General features: G+C 51.3%; 13 protein-coding genes. 4 read left to right on the plus strand and 9 right to left on the minus strand.

Going from position 1 to position 20,209, the window contains the following annotated elements; genetic code table 11:
- Positions 1 to 158: 158 nt before the first annotated feature.
- Together rsmA and B5X72_RS08785 are read left to right on the plus strand one after the other, a co-directional pair.
- Positions 159 to 938: a 16S rRNA (adenine(1518)-N(6)/adenine(1519)-N(6))-dimethyltransferase RsmA gene (rsmA, locus tag B5X72_RS08780; RefSeq protein ID WP_079716457.1), complete on the plus strand. Its 780-nt coding sequence runs from the start codon at positions 159 to 161 to the stop codon at positions 936 to 938.
- Positions 935 to 1,879 carry an NAD(P)-dependent oxidoreductase gene (locus tag B5X72_RS08785; protein WP_079716458.1) on the plus strand — a complete coding sequence of 315 codons (945 nt, stop codon included), beginning with the start codon at positions 935 to 937 and terminating at the stop codon, positions 1,877 to 1,879. Before rsmA ends, B5X72_RS08785 begins: the two co-directional genes overlap by 4 nt.
- Here B5X72_RS08785 and B5X72_RS08790 read toward each other — a convergent pair.
- The gene (locus tag B5X72_RS08790; RefSeq protein ID WP_079716459.1) at positions 1,876 to 2,760 is read right to left on the minus strand and encodes a hypothetical protein; all 885 of its coding nucleotides are present in this window, start codon (positions 2,758 to 2,760) and stop codon (positions 1,876 to 1,878) included. The genes B5X72_RS08785 and B5X72_RS08790 overlap by 4 nt on opposite strands.
- A gap of 102 nt (positions 2,761 to 2,862) precedes the next feature.
- On the opposite strand from B5X72_RS08790, the gene B5X72_RS08795 reads away from it, so the two are divergent.
- Complete coding sequence (locus B5X72_RS08795; RefSeq protein WP_079716460.1) at positions 2,863 to 3,441, plus strand: hypothetical protein; 579 nt, start codon at positions 2,863 to 2,865, stop codon at positions 3,439 to 3,441.
- Positions 3,442 to 3,451: 10 nt separating this feature from the next.
- Here B5X72_RS08795 and B5X72_RS08800 read toward each other — a convergent pair whose 3' ends face one another.
- The gene (locus B5X72_RS08800; protein WP_079716461.1) at positions 3,452 to 4,321 is read right to left on the minus strand and encodes a UbiA family prenyltransferase; all 870 of its coding nucleotides are present in this window, start codon (positions 4,319 to 4,321) and stop codon (positions 3,452 to 3,454) included.
- Positions 4,322 to 4,433: 112 nt separating this feature from the next.
- Between B5X72_RS08800 and acs the strand changes: the two genes are divergently transcribed.
- Positions 4,434 to 6,353: an acetate--CoA ligase gene (gene acs / locus B5X72_RS08805; protein WP_079716462.1), complete on the plus strand. Its 1,920-nt coding sequence runs from the start codon at positions 4,434 to 4,436 to the stop codon at positions 6,351 to 6,353.
- 88 nt (positions 6,354 to 6,441) lie between these two features.
- Here acs and B5X72_RS08810 read toward each other — a convergent pair whose 3' ends face one another.
- The 7 genes from B5X72_RS08810 to B5X72_RS08840 form a co-directional block, all read right to left on the minus strand.
- The gene (locus B5X72_RS08810; RefSeq protein WP_079716463.1) at positions 6,442 to 8,967 is read right to left on the minus strand and encodes a zinc-dependent metalloprotease; all 2,526 of its coding nucleotides are present in this window, start codon (positions 8,965 to 8,967) and stop codon (positions 6,442 to 6,444) included.
- 131 nt (positions 8,968 to 9,098) lie between these two features.
- Positions 9,099 to 10,565, minus strand: coding sequence for a RagB/SusD family nutrient uptake outer membrane protein (locus B5X72_RS08815; RefSeq protein ID WP_079716464.1), 1,467 nt, complete (start codon positions 10,563 to 10,565; stop codon positions 9,099 to 9,101).
- A gap of 52 nt (positions 10,566 to 10,617) precedes the next feature.
- Positions 10,618 to 13,890 (minus strand): SusC/RagA family TonB-linked outer membrane protein, encoded by a 3,273-nt coding sequence (locus tag B5X72_RS08820; protein WP_079716465.1) that lies wholly within the window; start codon positions 13,888 to 13,890, stop codon positions 10,618 to 10,620.
- Positions 13,891 to 14,433: 543 nt separating this feature from the next.
- Positions 14,434 to 15,393 (minus strand): D-2-hydroxyacid dehydrogenase, encoded by a 960-nt coding sequence (locus B5X72_RS08825; protein WP_079716466.1) that lies wholly within the window; start codon positions 15,391 to 15,393, stop codon positions 14,434 to 14,436.
- Between the two features lie 154 nt (positions 15,394 to 15,547).
- Positions 15,548 to 17,164: an amidohydrolase family protein gene (locus B5X72_RS08830; RefSeq protein ID WP_079716558.1), complete on the minus strand. Its 1,617-nt coding sequence runs from the start codon at positions 17,162 to 17,164 to the stop codon at positions 15,548 to 15,550.
- A 16-nt stretch (positions 17,165 to 17,180) separates the two neighbouring features.
- Positions 17,181 to 18,659 carry a S10 family peptidase gene (locus B5X72_RS08835; protein WP_200122188.1) on the minus strand — a complete coding sequence of 493 codons (1,479 nt, stop codon included), beginning with the start codon at positions 18,657 to 18,659 and terminating at the stop codon, positions 17,181 to 17,183.
- 14 nt (positions 18,660 to 18,673) lie between these two features.
- Positions 18,674 to 20,176 (minus strand): S10 family peptidase, encoded by a 1,503-nt coding sequence (locus B5X72_RS08840; RefSeq protein ID WP_079716468.1) that lies wholly within the window; start codon positions 20,174 to 20,176, stop codon positions 18,674 to 18,676.
- Positions 20,177 to 20,209 lie beyond the last annotated feature (33 nt).

The following is a 20,209-nucleotide window of genomic DNA, read 5'->3' on the forward strand; positions in this document are numbered from 1 at the left end:
GATTCACTGTAAGCAGCCACCTATTTGCGTAAAACATCCTGGCCTATGGCCCCGAAGGTCTGCCGCCCTAAAGCCTCATGCTTATCGCCTATCGCCTGCCTATTATTCCAAAAACAAAACAACAAAAAAACTATCTTTGCCCAAAATCCATTTCGTCCATGAGCAGTGTCCGCGCCAAAAAGCACCTTGGCCAGCATTTTCTTACCGATAAGAATACCGCCGCCAAAATCGTCGGTGCGCTAAGGCCTCAGTTGGGGTATCAAATCGTGCTGGAAGTGGGCCCGGGCATGGGTATCCTGTCGGATTTTCTCTTGCAGGCAGACCGCTACCAAACCTGGTTCATTGATGTGGATGGCGAATCCATTCAATTCCTGCAAACCAAATACCCTCAGGTGGGCGACAAGCTCATCCACGGCGATTTTTTACAGCTGGATTTTGCATCGCACTTCACCGGCAAGTTGGCTGTCATCGGCAATTTCCCGTATAACATCTCCTCCCAGATCCTGTTCAAAATACTGGAGGAACGCCAGCGCGTGATAGAGGTGGTCGGTATGTTTCAAAAAGAGGTAGCCGAACGCTGTGTCGCCCAGCCGGGCAGCAAAGCTTACGGGATATTGAGCGTATTCATCCAAGCCTATTACGATGTAGAATACTTATTTACCGTTAAGGCAGGCGCTTTCAACCCACCGCCGAAAGTGCTTTCAGGGGTCATCCGGCTTACCCGCAATGCGATGGAGTACCTCGATTGTGATGAGACGCTGTTTTGGCGGGTGGTGAAAGCTGCCTTCAACCAACGACGTAAAACGTTGCGGAATGCACTGGCTACCGTCATTCCCAAAGATCAAATGGGTGACAACCCCGTGTATGATCTCCGTGCAGAACGATTAACCGTAGCAGATTTTGTTCAACTAACTCAAGATATTGCTCAACGAATATGACAAATACCCCTACCAAAGTCCTTATCGTGGATGACATCCACCCTATTTTCATTTCCAAATTGCAGGCATCCGGCATTGGGTTTGAATACCAGCCCGATATCGGAAAAGAAGAAGCCCTACAGATTATTGCCCAATACACAGGGCTGGTCATCCGATCCAAGTTCAAGGTCGACGCCGCGTTTATGGACGCCGCTCCGCAACTAAGGTTTATAGCGCGCGGCGGCGCCGGTATGGACAATATAGACGATGCGTATGCGCAGAAAAAAGGGATAACGCTGCTTAATGCACCGGAGGGCAACCGCGATGCGGTGGGCGAGCACATGGTAGGCATGCTGCTGGCGTTGATGAATAACCTCAACCGGGCAAACCTGGAAGTTAGGCAAGGACTATGGCGACGCGAAGAAAACCGCGGGCTGGAGCTGGGTGGCCGCACGGTAGCACTCATTGGCTACGGCAACAACGGGCAGGCTATGGCGCGCAAGCTGTCCGGCTTTGACGTCACGGTCATTGCCTATGACAAATACAAAACAGGTTTCAGCGATGCCTACGCCACCGAGGTCAGCATGGAAGAAGTGGTCAAGCGGGCTGATGTCCTTAGCCTCCACATCCCGCTCACCCGGGAGACGCGTAGCATGATAGATGATGAATACCTGTTCCATTTTCGCAAACCCATTTTCTTCCTCAACGGCGCCCGCGGCGAAATTGTTCACATCCCCGCTATCCTCAAGGCACTCGACGAGGGGCGGATACTCGGCGCTGCATTCGACGTATTACCCGTGGAGAAATTTCCTGATCTGGCCAAGCAACCGTGGTTTATCCCGTTGACTGGACATGAAAAAGTGGTGTTGAGCCCGCATGTCGCTGGCTGGAGCGTAGAGAGTTATTTCAAGATAGCCGATGTATTGTCCGAAAAAATCATCAACTATCTCTCGGCCGTTTAGTATTCGTCCATACGCGGCGGATACCCGTCTGGCTCTACACCGTACACCTCAATATAAGCACTGACCGACGGTTCGGGATCTTCCTGTACGAACTCGATATAGCTGGATTCAAAAGAAATGTCTGAGAGACCATGTTGTTTGTATTGGTCGGCGCCCGGAGCCAGATCTTCCGGTTCAACGGGCTGCAGCTCATAGCCGTCCGGTTCCTCCTGTTCGTCGTCTTCGCTGCGACCACTCCGGTGACCGAATGCGCCCGATTCGATTCTTTTCGAAGCAGCAAGATAGTCCGAACGGTATTGCCAATTGTATCCTTCATCCCGGAGGTAGCGGAATATAAACACCATGAACGGACGCAAGAGAACGCTTTCCCAATCTTCAAACAGGGTATCCATATCCTCATGCACCGCATCGCTTTCGGCATCTGTACCGGGAAAAGGCAGGTTGTCTTGAGCTACCTGCAACAGCCGTTTGCTTACGGTATGGGGTTCGCCAAAATAATGGTAACGTCTGGTATTGATATGATAAACCGTGCACACACTGGCAAAAATTTCGCTCATCGCACAAATCATCCCCGCTAAAGACGCCCGATCAAGGTCAAACTGCGAAGGCTGTTGATAGACCCGGATGTACTCGGACTTGGAATACGGAGTACCGTCATGAGGGGGTAACCCGCTCGCGGCAGAAGCCCGATACGAAAAGTAACGCTGGAACCGATACCAGACATACCCCAAATGATGCTCGTGGATGCGCATGGTAAAATACACTTTTCTGAGCAACGACGTGTCTTTCATTTCGGCTATGAATTGCGGAATACGCCGCAACAAGCTGACAATCAACCGATCAGTCTCTTCGTCAGGATATACGGACAATTGACCCCTCATAACGCTTGGTTTTCAGGTTAAGAGTTTTAACGATTTTTACGTTAAAATTAAGAAAAAACAACTAAAACTTGTATGTTTGATTAACAATAGCGTCTAATTGCCATGAATGACCTAATAAACCGTTACTTTTCACACCAGCTATCCTTTTTCAACACCATTAGCCTGAAGAAGTTGATGGATGAAACGCCTAACCGCGAGCAACAATCGTTGATACACTACACGACCCGGGACTTCCGACAACGCTCTGCCTTCTTCAAAGAGCAGCTTGCCAAATGCCATGAAGATACCGAAGAAATCAGGCAAGGATTGATCAGCTATTTTACACAGCAATATGCCGCCTTCCGTAGGGCCAAGAAGCCCGCTGCCAACAAAAATTTCGTCAACAGTACTTCCCCCATTTTCGAAGCATTTTTCTGTATCTATTGGTCAGCAGTGATTTGCGCATGTACACGGGGGAAGGTGATCATTCCACAACCCGTCTCCCACTTGGACAAAATCGTACGTGTCTTTCTGCGCCGAACCACGGCATTGATCCTAAACCGGCTAAAAAAAGAAAAGTTTAACACGCAATTGGATGTTGTCGAATTCCTGACCGCGTATGTCTCGCTTGATGATACCAAGGGCATGAAACGATGGGCCGCGCTACTCCGCCGCGCTGCTACACCCGTGTGGACGAGATAGCGACCACCCATTAATTTGCAGCCCATACCACCAAAAACTGAAGCAGCATCGTCCCGTCCAGCACCAGGAAATAGTAGTACTCATTCTTCTTCATCGGTGGAAACAGGATAGCAAGCAGGCAAAACAATGAAGTCACGGACAAGGCAACACGAACGTCCAATGCATGCCCGCTTGCCCATACCCAACCGATATGGATCACCAGCAATATAGCCGACAGCGCAAGCGCCTTTCGCTCGCCGACCAATACAGGAATCGTTTTCAGCCCATAATACCTGTCCTGATAAATATCCCGCACATCAAACGGGATTGTGATAGCCACCACAAACAAAAACACCCACGCGGCCAACTGTCCAACCTGCGTCCAAGCGATAGCGAACCCATCGTGATAAGCTTCGGCCACCGGTAACAACACGCAGCTCATTGCCCACACTGCGCCGATGTAAAACAACTTGACTCCTGTCAGTTGCCTGAGGCCGACCCAACGCCTTTCGCCCTTCATGCGAATAAGCGGTACGTTATAAGCCAGTCCCATGGCCCCTACCGCGCCCAACAGCAGGAACGAAGGCAGGTGAAGCTGGAATCCCAATAGCAAAGCGACGGCCAATGCCACCGCCGTCCATCCCCATAGCGACCGTTCATGGCGAAATATCCAACGTACCCGCCGATAAGGCGACGTTTCGGGATACTGGGGCCTTGCCAGTATCATACTGAAATTGTACAATGCCAGCGTTGCACAGCCCAGTATAGCCAAGACCGCGTAATCCATCGGCAAGGAAAGCAACAAGTAAGACAAGCTTCCCTGAGCCACGGCACAACACGCGATGAACACGTTGCTAAATAGCAAAAGATCCAATACCTTTATAAAGTAATTACGCGCCATTTGGCAGAAAATTCTCTTTTTTCCAAAAAGTATGTAAATTAGCCAACGTTAAAAACCAAAAGTAGGCCAACGTGTTGTCCAACAAAATAACACATAAAAACATAAACTAAACATGGATTTACAAATCAAATCATTTGAAGAATACCAAGAAGTGTACCGTTACAGCGTCGAAAAACCCGAGGAGTTCTGGGCGGCTATCGCCGAAAATTTTTATTGGCGGCGCAAATGGTTCAACGTATTAGACTGGAATTTCAAGGAGCCAAAAATCAAATGGTTTGGAGGCGCGAGACTCAATATCACCGAAAATTGCCTCGATCGCCATATCTATAAGCTTGGCGATAAGCCTGCCATCATCTGGGAACCCAACGATCCCAATGAAGCCTACCGCATCCTTACCTATAAACAATTGCTTGACAAGGTTGAACAATTTGCCCATGTCTTGAAAAACAACGGTGTTCAAAAAGGTGATCGGGTATGCATATACCTTCCGATGGTGCCAGAGCTGGTCATCGCAGTATTGGCCTGTGCACGTATTGGAGCCATACATTCCGTCGTCTTCGGCGGATTTTCAGCGCAATCCATCGCAGACCGCATCAATGATGCAGACTGCCGGTTAGTCATTACGGCCGACGGCGGATACCGGGGAACGAAGATCATCGAGTTAAAAAGCATCGTGGACGACGCGCTTGTGCAATGCAAATCCGTTGAACGGGTCATCGTACTCACCCGTACCCGTACGGCGGTTTCCATGATCAAAGGTCGGGATGTCTGGTGGGAAGATGAAATCAAAAAGGTAGAAACCCAAGGCAATCCACCATGCCCTGCCGAAGAAATGAGCGCTGAAGACATGCTGTTCATTTTATATACGTCCGGCTCCACAGGCAAACCCAAGGGGGTGGTACATACCTGCGGGGGCTATATGGTTTACACGGGGTACACATTTGCCAATGCATTTCAGTATCAACCCGGCGAAGTATACTTCTGTACAGCAGACATCGGCTGGATAACAGGCCATTCATACATTATATACGGCCCGCTTTCGCAAGGTGCTACTTCGTTGATGTTCGAGGGTATCCCCACTTGGCCCGACGCCGGCCGCCTGTGGGATATCGTCGAAAAACACAGCGTCAATATTGTGTACACCGCGCCAACGGCTATCCGCTCCTTGATGGCGGCAGGGGATCAATTTGTCGAAGGCAAAGACTTAAGCAGTATTACCAAACTTGGTTCGGTCGGCGAGCCAATCAACGAAGAGGCTTGGCACTGGTTCAACGAAAAAATAGGCCGCGGCCAAGCGCCCATCGTTGACACCTGGTGGCAAACCGAAACAGGCGGTTTCCTCATTTCGCCGATTGCCGGCGTAACGCCGACAGTCCCGGGTTATGCCATGCTCCCCCTTCCCGGCGTGCAGCCTATCCTGGTGGACGAAAACGGCAACGAGATCGAAGGAAATGGCGTGAGCGGGAATCTTTGCATTAAATTCCCGTGGCCAGGGATGCTCCGCACCACATACGGCGACCATGAGCGGTGCCGCCAAACCTACTTCTCCGCCTATGAAAACCTTTATTTCACCGGTGACGGCTGTTTACGCGACGAAAACGGCTATTACCGCATTACCGGGCGCGTAGATGACGTATTAAATGTTTCCGGGCACCGCATTGGTACCGCCGAAGTAGAAAACGCCATCAATATGCACAGTGACGTAATCGAATCGGCAGTCGTCGGGTATCCCCATGCGGTTAAAGGCCAGGGAATATATGCCTTTGTTATTGCCAGCCAACATCATTTAGATGAAGACCTCACCCGGCAAGACATTCATAAAACCGTGAGCCGCATCATCGGCGCCATCGCCAAGCCGGATAAGATTCAGTTTGTGTCCGGTCTACCCAAGACCCGATCAGGCAAAATCATGCGGCGCATTCTCCGGAAGATCGCCGAGGGCGACACCGCCAGTCTGGGCGATACCACCACCTTGCTTGACCCTGGCATTGTCGACGAAATCAAGGCCGGAGCGGAAAAACTACGGGACTAACCCGCAACATAAAAACGCCTTGGTGGCCAAAATCCATTGCATGAAAGCATGGATGCTGGCCACCAAGGCTCTTAAACCGGTCAACCGGTTAGTTCGTTATAAAATGTCCGCAATTTTCCGTGTGGCTATGCCGTAGAAAATCCATGCCAGGCATGATGGGCGCTCCCGGTGGCATTTCAAACGTACGTCCCGGCTGGAACTCATCCGGATCCTTCTCAAATTTCTCAATCTGAGACACCGCAAATAACGCTTGTGCCTTTTGCTCGTCATTAGCTGAGTTGAGGTCCGCCTGTAGCCTTGTTTTCAAGTCGTTGATTTTTAGCAATGCCTGGCCCCGTACAATGCCTGAAGCCTCCTTGTCCGCTGCCAGTTTCAACAAGTGTGTGAGCACAAGGTGATTTACCGTGGTTTGCAGCGCGCCGGCATAACCAGTAGCAAGGGGCTTGCCCCATGTTTCAGCGAGTAGCCGGTCCAGTACTGCCATCAAGCCGGGTTGTTTGCTATCCCGCGCTTTGTATTCCACAAGACGGGCAGCCCGCTCGGCATTGAGCAGCGACGCAACAGTTTCGGTAGCCGCCGAAGCCGCAGCAGCAAGCGGATCAAATGTGGGGCCGGTATTCCCTGAGAAAAGCTCGATGCTACGGGGATAGCCCGATGGGCGGGGCGGTATTTTTTGAATCAGCGTTTCGGGCAGTGCCAATGCTTCGGGCGTAATGGTAGTCATCAGCGCATCGAAAGCCTTCCATTGCCGGTCCGGCTCAACCATGCGCGTAGGCTCCTGCCCATCGCCTTTGATAGCATGCGTAAAATACAATCCGCCCACACTTTTCGCCACAGCTTCGATCTGGTACCGATGCAGCAGGTAGGCCGGCACCAGCACTTCGTGTATCGTCGTCATGGGCTCCCCGTCGCGTATGGCCCGTTCTGAAAACCGGTCAAGAACCAATCGGCGCACCTTCATCAGGTGTTGCAGTTGTTCAATGGGATCCACGCCATCATCCCACTGGTGCGACACCGGATGAGTATACCCGCCGATGTCAGGTATATATTGGTGCCCCTGCGCCAGCGTCTCCTGCATAATTTTTTCAAGTTCAGCATCTTCATCTGCGCCCGGCGGAAATTCAGCGTATCCCCAGATAACTGCCCGGATATCCCAGCTGCCAATCCCCACACCATAAGCGCTGTCCAAGCTAAGGGTTCCATCTTTATCCAGATCAATACGCGGGAATGGGTAATCCATGACCGACGCACGCCCCTTGGGACTGGCCGCAAAATTATGCATGAAACCCAGCGTATGCCCTATTTCATGGGCAGACAGCTGCCTTATCCGCGCCAGGGCCATTTCTTCCATCTGCTTAGAAGCCGGCTTACCGGTTTCATAAGGCTGCAACAACCCCTCGGCAATCAGGTAGTCCTGGCGGTGCCTATCAGCCCCCAGGGTGACTACCCCTTTGATGATTTCACCGGTACGGGGGTCGGTATACGAAGAGCCATACGAAAACGCCCTTGGGCTACCGCTCCGGTTGATCCAGTTAACCACGTTGTACCGGATGTCCATCGGATCAGCATCGGCAGGCAGCTCTTTGACGATGAAGGCGTTGCGGAATCCCGCAGCTTCAAACGCTTCATTCCACCACGCCCCCCCTTCGATAAGCGCTTTTTTAATCAGCTCGGGCGCGCCCCTATCGACATAATACACAATAGGTTCCACAGGCTCACTAATCGCCGCCTGAGGGTCTTTCTTTTGCAAGCGGTGTCGCCTGATAAAGCGCTTGGTCAGCGGCTCTTCCATGGGAGCGGAAAAATCCATATAGGTAAATGCGTTGAAGCCCGAACGAGCATCAAACTTCCGCATGTTGAAACCCGGCTCGGGAAGCGCCACAAAGGACTGGTGCAGGTGCAGTGTCACCGCTGCAGGATCCGGCGCAATGCCGCCCCCGCGGCCAAAACCGCCACCCCCACCTGAGGCTCCCCCTGCAAAGGTGACGACCGCCTCGAATTCCGAGTTTTTCGGAAAGTTCTTGGTATTCTCCATGAAAATAGCTGAACGGCTATCATCGACACGGTACGCATTCCCACCACCGGCAGCACCGCCACGACTACCACCACCAGCCAGGCTCCCCGCAATGCCCTGGCTATCGCGAATCAGGAATGGCGTCAAATCAACCAATACCCGGCCGCCTTCCGCAGCCACCGGATTGAATGCCCAAATAATCGATTTGGCAAACGCCGTTTCTACGGATTTCACCTCGTCCTCATTGCCATTCACTGCACGGTAATTATACTCCGGACGCAACAGGAAAACTTTGGGCCCTACCTTTACAAATTTGACGATGTAGGAAGTCGCACGTCCCTTTTCGGCTGCACTGCCGGCTCCTGCGGCGATCGCACTGAAATACAGAAACTCCTCATCGAACCGATCGACCTCCAGCAGGATCTTGCCGCTGCTGTTGTCATAATAAAAATCAAAAAAGCCTTCAAACTTCTGATGGTTTGCGGTGGCAGCTCCGATGGTCTTTGCCGGCTGGGGATTGCCTGCATCCTGCCGCCCCTGTCCTAAGACCGGTCCAACAGAAGTAAGTAGCCACAAGCCTACATGGATAGCACGTTTCATTCGTTAATTAATTTATTGGTTAATGGCTTCATGAAATCCTGCATTGCATCGTCTTTTGCGCAAGTCGCTGTCATCGCAGGTTTCATACAATTATGGTATTTGGTAAAAACGCCATGAATATACATGCTAAATCAATCGGAAATCAAATTATTTGTCAAAATTTCGTCGTTCGACATTGGCCAGATGTAATTTTCCGCAGCGGGTGGCACCGCCGAAGCCGAAAAGGATGGGCCTACTTTTTCGGGAATCGTATACAGCCGGCGCAGCAAATCATTCGATCGGAAACCTTCACCCAATAATTCGATTCGACGCTCGGTTTCTATGCTGGCAACCAATGCCCCCCTTGTAGCAGTAGCCGATACAGGAAAGACATAGTCTGGATCAGACCGATGATGAACAGCTTCCAGCAATCCCCTGGCTAAGACAAAATCTCCGGTCTCCGCCGCCGCTTCCGCATAGTTCAATAACACTTCTGCGTAGCGAATCACAGGTATATATCGCAGGAAAGGCGCATCCCGACCATATTTACTCAGGTAATAACGGCCATTGGTCGCGTTGAAGCGCAGCAGTCCCCACCGGTCGTCTCCTTCAGCCCATTGAGCGCTACCCAATATCCCCGCTGGATTCAGGAAATACTCCGAGTTGCCATTGTAGAGGTATCCCAGCGCGGACTGGCCGCTTAAATTGTCCAGGTTGGTAAATGGCATGGAAAAGATGGATTCTGCCGTGGTGAAGTTATTCGTTAACGTCTCGACAATATCACTTTGAAGCGCGTGAGCCACGCCGGTAGTCGCCGAAAAAGGCGCCGCGGTCTGGGGGACAATCTTGCGGGCCTCAGCAATGACCGCGTTCCAGTTCCCTTGATTGAGGTACACCCGCGTTTTCAACGCAATTGCCGTATTTCTATGTGCCCGTGTTGTATTCAATAAAGCCGAAGCATATTCATCGGGCAGGTTTGCCTCGGCGTCGTCCAAATCCTGGAGAATCTGCGAATAAACCTGAGCCACCGTACTACGGGCTAAATTATTATTTTCAGACGTTGTCTCGGCCTGCAACCGCAGAGGCAGGCCGGGCGAAGCGCCATCGTTCTCCGCATAAGGGCGGGCAAATATGGTCACCAACGTAAAGTAAGAAAGCGCACGCAGAAATTTGGCTTCCGCCACATACCCCGCTGCTGTCGTTTCATCCACTACGCCCGGATTTGCCGCCAGCCCTTCAATGACAAAATTGGCCCGGTTTATCGTGGTGTACCCCGTGGACCAGACGTTAAGGATGTCAGCTGAAGAAGAATTGTACGAATGCGCCCAGGCGTCATAGCCGGTAAACGAGTTGGCCGTCGTATTGATAAAATCCTCGCCACGCACATCCAGAAACAGTAATAACCTCCCCCCATAGAAATTTGATCCCTTAAGTGACGCATAGATGCCGTTTACCAGCCCTTCGATGCGTGCCGGGGTTCTGAATATATCGGAATAACTAAGCTGCGTGGGGGGAATCTGTTGCAGGTACTCCTCTTCACTGCACGAAGAAATGCTCACCAAGCAAGCAATGCCTAATGCGGCTCCGAGCTTCTTGATGGATTTATATGTGATATTCATAGCTGTTCAATTTTAATGATTAACCTTATCCGAAATCCTGCCTGTTTCATTCCTAAAAGCCGAGGTTCATCCCAAACGTAAACGTACGTCCGTTGCCCAGGGAATTGTACTCAATACCGGGAGATCTGGGATTATTCCCATTGATGGATGATTCCGGTTCCACCCCTGTGTAATTCGTAAACAAATACACATTGGTAGCTTGCACGTAAATCCGTGCCGAGCTGATACCGGCTTTTGCGAGCAACTGGTTAGGCAGCCGGTACCCTATCAGTACATTTTGCAAGCGCAAAAAATCGCCTTTTTCGACATAATCGGAGATGTTCGGAATGTTTGCACTTGCAAAATTGTCGTTGAATACAAGACGTGGCACGTCCGTCACATCGCCGGGCTGTTGCCAACGGTCCAGCACTTTGACCGAATTATTGAAATACCGTTGGTCCAACCAGGTTCCGGTATTGCCATTCAAGACATAGTTGCCGCCAGAAAAGGAAAAGTTAATTCCTGCATCGAAGCTTCCATACCGAAACGTATTATTAAAGCCGCCATACCATGTGGGCAAAGCATTTCCCAAGGGTTGGTAATCAGCCGCCGTGATTGCCGGTGCCGGGCGACCATCCAGGTATGTCCACGCAGAGCCTCCCGAAGGAAAAGCTGCCGAATATTGCACTTGTTCACCAGCCGCATTCATGTAAATACGCTGGCCGGTAGCCGGATTGACACCATTGGTGACCGCTCCGTACAACGTGCCTACGGAGTAGCCCGCCTGCGTCATGTTAAACGGATTGCCCGAAGAGGTGCTTACGATACGCGAGCCTTCGCCTTCAAGTGCAGTCACCTCATTCTTGATGCTCGTGAAATTGAACGAAGCATTCCATGAAAACTTCCCTTTTCTGACGACATCCCCGCTAATTCCTAATTCAACACCTCGGTTGTACAATGATCCGACGTTCCCCAGAATTGCATTGCCGGGAATACCCTTTGAAGGAGACTGCGGCACCTCCAAGATCAACCCGTTTACATTGTTATTGAACCAGCTGAAATCAACCGATATCCGGTCGTTCCAAAAGCCCAAATCCGCCCCGATATTGGTTTGTTCACTGGTCTCCCAGCCCAGATCCGAATTGCCTGCTTGGCTAAGGTGCCACGTAGAAGCACTCCCGTAAAGCGCCGAAGAGAACAAAATGAGCGAGCCATACCGTGAATTCATCTCGCCGTTGCCTACCCGGCCCCAGCCGCCCCGCAGTTTGACACTACTCATGACGGTACTTATAGCGGAACCCTGGTAGAACGCTTCTTCAGACAGTGTCCATCCGGCGGATGCCCCGCCAAAGTTACCCCACTTGGTCGAAGCGCCTAACGCCGAATTGCCATCCCGCCTGAAATTGAACTTAATGAAATAACGACTCTTATAGTCGTAATTCAAGCTTGCGAAATAGGATAAAAAGGCCCAATTTATCAGCAAGTTACCTGACTGCGATACTTGCCCCCAGTTACCCTGAACATCGGTAAAATACGGATCGGAAGCTTGCTGCACATTGACTCCCCATCGGTTCGTCGAAAAATCCTGCACATCCATACCACCAACGGCCGAAATGTGGTGGTCCGCAAATCGCGTGTCATAATTCAACGTATTGGTAAAATTCCAGTTGTTAAATAAAGTCGATACGTTCGTCACACTACCGTTTGTAGACGAACTGGATCCATGCTCGGGACTCAGCGAGCTGACATTAAGAGTGGACAACCGGTCTACCGAATAACTGGTCGTGAAATTCAGGCCCTTCAACAGGTTAACGGTCGCTCCCACATTCGCCAATATCCGATCGTTGGTCGAGCTGTATTTAGCCAGCTCAAATAAAGCCACCGGATTATAATAGACGCTCACGACCTGGTTGTTGCCATTGCCGATAGGTCCGCCCGGCGTGTTGGCCAGGTGTGGGGTACCATCCGGATTATACGCCGGCACATTCGGATTAAGGGTATAAGCCATCCGGGCAGCGCCTACAATCAGCTGTGCGTTGCCTTCCATGGAACCCGAGTTTGGCGCCCTATTTTCAGACTTGGTATAACTTATATTACCTCTCAACTTGAGCCACGAGTTTACATCATGGTCCAAATTAAATCGAAGCCCCGTCCGGTCAAACTCGTTCGTCTGCAAGAACCCCTCCTGCTCGGTAAGGTTGGCCGAAAAGAAGTAACGCGTCTTCGGACTGCCACCGCTCACCGTTACCGCATGGCTGTGCTGCACACCCGTTTGAAAAATATAGTCATACCAATTGGTATTCACCAGCGACCCATCTGGATGATAACTTGGGAAGAACAACGCCGACGCAACAGCATCGTTATCCGCCTGACCGCTCAGTATCTTCCTGTTCAGTTGCGCTTCGTTCTTGATCATCATGAAGTCTTCCGCCTCCAGCAACTTTGGAAGCCTTACCGGCTCGGTCACGCCTACCCAGCCGTCATAAGTCACCCGGGCGCTTCCCTCTTTACCTCTTTTGGTAGTAACTAAAATGACGCCATTAGCCGCCCGGGATCCGTAAATAGCCGTTGATGCAGCATCCTTCAATACGTCAATCGATTCAATATCGGCTGGGTTAATGTCTGCCAGCGGGTTGTTGGCCACGGTAGCGTTTGAAGACACATCGCCGCTTGTCACCGGAATACCGTCTATGACGATTAATGGATAAGAGCTTAGTGATATGGAATTCGTTCCCCTGATGCGGATAACCGGCGCATTGTTCAATACCCCGTTTGGTAAGTTGATTTTTACGCCGGCAGCCCTTCCTATAAGCGCCTGATCAAAACTCTGTACCGGGATTTCCTTGACTTGATCAGCCACAATGCGGCTTGCGGCACCTGTAAATTCCTTTTTTGACTGGGTACTATATCCAACGACAAGCACCTCGTCCAACTCCGACGCGTCGGGTTCAAGGTTAATGGTATAAGGACCCGGGGTTCTCACGACAACCTCGGCAACGCTATACCCCAGGAATGTCACCTCAATGGTTGATCCCACCGGCACCCGAAGTGAAAATTGCCCATCGTCATTCGTTTTCGTCGCCAGTGTACTGCTGCCTTTCACATGTACAGTAGCCTCGGGCAAAGGAGCGCCGGTCTCATCGCGCACCGTTCCCGAAACCGTTATGAGTTCTTGAAAAGCGGCGTCCGGGACCAGCGATACGGCACCCCGAACGCCCATCGTGCCTGAAAACATCAGGGCACACAGGAACGCAAAGACGCTGCAGACGGGTTTGGGTTTAGGTTTTAATTGGATATGCCTATGCACACCACTTGGCATCGTTTTGCCAAATAAAAAGTATTTCATACTTTTACCAAATTAAGGTTAGCTATTAGAGAATAATGACGTTTTATTAGTAGTGATACCTTGTCCATGCAGGAGTGGTGCGAACACTCCTGCTTTTTTATTGGTATCGGGTATTTCCGGTCATGCTCAAGGAGGGTAAAAATGATTCATATAAAACGGTTAAGCCTGTTGACGCCTATATTTAATTACATACATTTGGCAGCTAAAAATCGTTAACCTGCAAACACCGTATGTGTTTGATAGTCCAGCTATCAGCATACCAGACTACTACGGTCCCGTGCAAACCACCGATTCACTTATCTTTTCAAGACAGAAAAAGCGAGAATCCCCAAAAAACAACCAACACAGCACAACACCAGCAATGGAGAAATAAAAAAATTAAAACTCACCTATCAATACACACAAACATAACCATATTCTTATATAATTCACAATAAAATAGTAAAAATATTTTATTTTTCATCAATAAAAAACAAAACAAATAAGAAAAACACAATTTTAGTCAGTAAAACAAGACGAAAAATTCAACAAAACCCAAAAAACCTACACATTAACGACGTTTTTTGAATCCCCTTTCTGATAATCCATCAAATTACACACAGCAACCTCCATCAGGCGGGTCCGCGCCTCTTTCGTAGCCCATGCAATATGCGGGGTAATCAAACAATGTCGTGCGCCAAACAACGGATTGTCCGGAGCCGGCGGCTCGGCGGACAACACGTCAAGGCCGGCACCGGCGATGCCGCCGCTGTTCAGCGCTTTCGCAAGATCTTCTTCCACCACAAGTGGCCCGCGCGCCGTATTGATAAGAAATGCAGTTTCTTTCATCTTTTTCAGGCTACCGGCGTTTATCAGGCCCTTGGTTTGCGGCGTGAGCGGACAGTGGAGACTCACTACATCAGCCTGTGCCAGCAATTCGTCCAAGCTTGCCCAACGGAAATTCCGTCGGTAAGACTGATCGGTTTGCGTACGGCTATATCCAATGACGTCCATGCCGAATGCGGCGGCGGCGTCTGCCACGCGCTGGCCGATATCACCGAATCCGATGATGCCCAATGTCTTGCCCGAAAGCTCCATCAATGGATAATCCCAGAAGCAGAAATCAGGTGATCGCGACCATTTGCCCGAAGCGACGGCGTCACTGTGTCGCTGTACATGGTGGCAAAGTTCCAATAGCAATGCAAAAGTCAGCTGCACAACAGACGCCGTGCTGTATCCCGGCACATTGGTCACCACGATTCCCTTTTCCCTGGCGTAGTCAATATCCACGATATTGTACCCGGTGGCCAGCACTCCGATGTATTTCAGGTCCGGCAGTTGTTCCAGTATTTCGGCATCCAATGGCACTTTATTCGTCAGTAAGGCTTCAGCGCCGTTTGCCCGTTCCACGATTTGGTCGGCGGTCGTTCGGTCATATACGGTCAGTTCACCCAAACTGCCCAGATCGTCCCAACTTAAGTCGCCGGGGTTCAGCGTATGTCCATCCAGTACAATGATCTTCATCTTTTTATTCGTTTGATTTAAAAACCCAATATTAAGCATAACTTTTAACTATCGCGAATACGCCGGTCGGTTCACGTCCATAACGACAGCGGCGCGTATACGGTCTATTCCAGACCGTATACGCGCCACCATGACACGCTACCGTAGGTAGAATTTATTTAAACATCGAATGATGGTAAATACCCGGCTGCAGGATTTCATACTTTTCCTTGGCCTTTTCCTGACGTACCATTTCCTTCACATCATCCAGCAATTTCTTTGCATCGTAGACAATACCGTCCTTCACGGTATACGTTACGCCACCCACACGCACCACCTCATTCTCTTCCGTCACCCGGATGGCGCCAGTGCCGTACAATACCTGCAGATTTTCCAGTGGATTTTGGTCCACGATGACAAAATCCGCCAGCTTGCCGACTTCCACGCTGCCGATTTCGTCGTCCATACCCAACGATTCCGCACCGTTGAGCGTCGCCGCCTTGATGACCTCCAACGGATGGAAGCCCGACTCACGCAGGAGCTCCATTTCCCGCGGATAAGCAAACCCGTACAGCGCATAGATAAATCCGGCATCCGTGCCAACGGTGACGCGGCCACCCCGGTTTTTATATTCATTGATAAACTTCATCCACAGCTGGTAGTTGCGTTTCCATTGCAGCTCCTGTTCCGTCCCCCAATTAAACCAATACGATCCGTGCGAAACCCGGTTGGGCTTGTAAAACTCCCACAACGAAGGCAGGGTGTATTCCTCGTGCCACTCCGACCGCCTTGCGCGCATCAGGTCCCTGCTGGCCTCATAAATCACCAACGTAGGCGAAAGCGTAAAATCCAGTGCAATCAGCTCATCCATCACCTTATTCCATCGTTCAGAGTAAGGTTCGGCTGCCTGTTCCCACAACTGTCCTGCTTCACCGAAGCGATCTTGCTCATCCTGGTAGTTGTATGACAGCGAATAATCCTGTACCGTACGATCCGTAAACATCGCCTCCGGCAACCCATACCAATGCTCCAATGCTGTAAGTCCCGCCCGGGCACTGTGCAGCGCATTCCAGCGTCCTACGTACACCTGTGCATGGTGCGTTTTTGACCGTAGCCCCAGGCGTTTGTTTTCTTTGATGGCGGCATCCATGATGTGCGGTTCAGCACCGAAAAATTTGATGCCGTCGGCCCCCTTTTCCTTGTTGCTGCGCACCCATGCGATGGCCTGCTCTTCGGTACTGATGGGTCCGCTTACCCCTTGCCCGAACCGCGCGTAAGCCTTAATCCTTGGCGCTGTAATCGTATTTTCCGCACTTTTCTTTTTCTGATCCAACACCCATTCCAGGCCATTGCCACATCCCGGATCGGCAATGGTTGTCACGCCATGCGCCATCCACAGTTTAAAAACATATTCGGCGGACGCCGCCTGCGATCCACCGATATGGGCATGCGTGTCTACAAAACCCGGCAGCAGATACATCCCTGTGGCATCCAGTTCCTTCCCGCCTTCCACGAGTTTTGGCCTGCGCGCTTCGTTGACCGGCACACCCGGTGCACCGACAACCGCTACGTTGGTAATCCGGTTACCTTCCACCACGATATCCACTGGCCCCATTGGTGGCGAAAGCGTACTGTTTATCAGCGTCACCCCCCGGATGATCAATTGTTTCCAGGGCCCCTCTCCCTCTGCCCTATCGGGTGCCCCCGCTACTCGGCCTTGGGCGTACCCCCTGCCACTCATGCCGATACCTGACAAGCAACAGGCGGCAATCACGATTAGTACATGCTTCATACGCTCGTTCATTAAGTTAATCAACACGATATTTTGCGGGCATATCTTCCGCTGGCAGCGTTTTGGCGATAAACGCCCGCAAGTCGTCGTTGGCTGCCTTCAGATCCTCCTTGCGCAAATACATCATGTGACCGCTGCGATAGCCTTTCCAATCCATCCGGGATTTCAGTTTGCCGCTGGGGTCCATCTGCCAAAGGTTGTATTGCGCATTGAAATAGTCGGTAGCCCCGTCATAATACCCCGATTGGACGAGCACATGCAAAAACGGATTCATCGCCATGGCCTGCCGCAAGCTCTCGCCGGTTTTGTTTTCCAGCGCAAACCGGTTCCATGAAGCGTGGCCAGCCACGTAATATTCCAGATCCGTATCGTACTTCAGGTAATTTTTGATGTAATAGTTGTTTGCTGGTGTGAACGTATGCTGCCACGACGTATTCTCCGCTGCATAGTCCGGTCTTTCGCCTGCGACCGTCCGGTCGATGCCCAGGTACCGCGAGTCCAGCCTGCCAATGGAATAGCCTTCTGCGCGCAACAGCTCTTTCCAGAAAAAGGCCATCGGCACCACCAGGTTATGTTGCAGGATAGCGGTTTCGGAGATCCCCATGTACCGGGACATTTTGTGCGCAATAGCTTGCCTCTTCCCTTCATCGAGGTAGCCGCCCCTTACCAACGCAGGTATCAGCGAGTCCACCGTATAAGCCTCCACTTCGGGAAGCATCTCCTCCAGATCCTTCCGCTGCAGGTCCGCCGGCAGTTTTTTATGGTACCAAGCCGTGGCCGCATAGTAGGGCAGCAAATTGGCATCACCCACCGGTCCATACCGCCAGAATCCTAACGTCCCGGGAGATACCAATACCACACCATTGATGTACATCCAATGCCTGTTTTGCAGCTCCAGGGCCAGTCCCGACACGCGGTACGTCCCATAACTTTCGCCAATCAAATATTTCGGCGAAGCCCATCGGTTGTGCCGGGTCACAAACGTCGACAACCAGTTTCCCAAGTAGGTGAGGTCGTTGTTGATACCCAGGAACTGCGCAAGCGGCGCATCGCCGACAGGGCGCGAATAGCCGGTATTGACCGGCTCCACATACACCAGATCCGTGACATCCAGCAACGAATGCGGGTTATCTTCTATTCCATAAGGCTGGATCGGATACCCCTCGTCATCGATGCGTACGCGGTGCGGCCCGGTATAGCCGAGCCGCATCCACAGGGCACCTGCACCCGGCCCCCCGTTGAACGAAAAAGCAATAGGCCGGGTCGCCTGATTCGCCACATCGGTGCGGTAATAATAGGTGTAAAAAACACCGGCAATCACCTTGCCTGATTCATCCCATACCGGCTGCATGCCGGTTACTGCGTTGAACTTGACGGTTTGTCCATTTATCATGACCTCATGCTTGGTCGTTACCGCAGAATCGGGATTAAATGATCGATCTTGCGCTTGGCAAATGTAGGGCAAGAGCATAAGGGCAAAAACAAGTTTATTCATAGCCATACGCTTACTCAGTCAACGGTATATTTCGCAGGGACGCCTTCTTTGGGAATGCTCAGTTTGATAAATTCGCGCAAATCCTCATTTGAAGAAGCCAAATCTTCATATCGCAAGTACATCATGTGGCCACTGCGATATCCCTTCCAATGCATGCGATCTTTCAGCTTGCCGCTTGGGTCGAGGTTCCACATGTTATACTGCGCATTGAAATAGTCGCACGCCCCGTCGTAATAACCCGATTGCACCAGCAAATGCATAAACGGATTCATGGCCATGGCCTGCCGGAGATCTTCGCCGGCGGTCTCCGTCTCGGCGCCCTCCCGCGGCCAGGGCCGGGTATGGCCGGCGACATAATATTCCAGATCCGTGTGATATTTCAAGTAGTTGGTATAATAGTAGTTGTTGGCTGGCGTAAAAATGTGCTGCCAGGTCGTATTCTCCGGTGAGTAATCAGGCTGTCCGCCTGCCACCATCCTGTCGATACCCAAGTACCGCGAATCCAGACGCCCAACCGTATATCCTTCCTTGCGCAGAAGTTCTTTCCAAAAGAATTGCATGGGCACAGCCAGGTTATGATCCAAAATAGCCTGCGATGAAATGCCCATGTACCGCGACATGCGATCGGCAATGGCCTTCCGTTCGTTTGCATCGATAAATCCACCTTGAGCCATTGCCGGAATCAGTTCCTTGATGGTAAACGCTTCAACTTCGGGCAGCACAGCTGTGAGGTCCTTTTGCTGCAAATCGCTGGGCAGCTTCTTATGATACCAAGCCACCGCCGCGTAATACGGCAGCTTGTTGGCATCAGCCACCGGGCCATCGCGGCGAATTCCCAGACCAGTAGGCGACACCAGCACCACCCCGTTGATATACATCCAGTGGCGGTTTTGCAACTCCAATGCCAGGCCGGAGACACGCGTCGTGCCGTAGCTCTCGCCTACCAAGTATTTCGGAGAAATCCACCGATTGTTTCTCGATACGAAAGTCGTAATCCATTGGGCCAAGTATTGCACATCCGTTTTTACGCCGAAGAAATCCGATGCGGGAACACCATTCACCGGCCTTGAGTATCCGGTATTGACCGGCTCGATATACACGATATCAGCGACATCGAGCAGCGAATGCGGATTATCCTCGATACCATACGGCTGGATGGGGAACCCTTCCTCGTCAATTTTGATACGGTGCGGGCCCGTATAGCCCAGGCGCATCCAGAGCGCTCCGGCTCCCGGCCCGCCATTGAACGAGAAGACCAAGGGACGGGTATCCTGCCCCGGGACGTCCGTCCGCTTGTAGTACGTATAAAAAACCCCTGCACGGGCTTTCCCTTTATCGTCCCATACCGGTTGCATGCCCGTCGTGGCGCTAAACTTGACCGTCTGGCCCTTTACCACCACTTGATGGTTGGTCGTGACTGCCGAATCCGGGTTGATTTTGATGTCCTGGGCATGGGCGCTACTGCATACACCCGCCGTCAGCGTCATCAGCACAACAGCTAATCGTTTTATCCTCATTTTTAAGTAAATAAAGTGTTAGTAATGAATTGT

This window comes from Parapedobacter luteus, assembly GCF_900168055.1.
GTDB lineage: Bacteria > Bacteroidota > Bacteroidia > Sphingobacteriales > Sphingobacteriaceae > Parapedobacter > Parapedobacter luteus.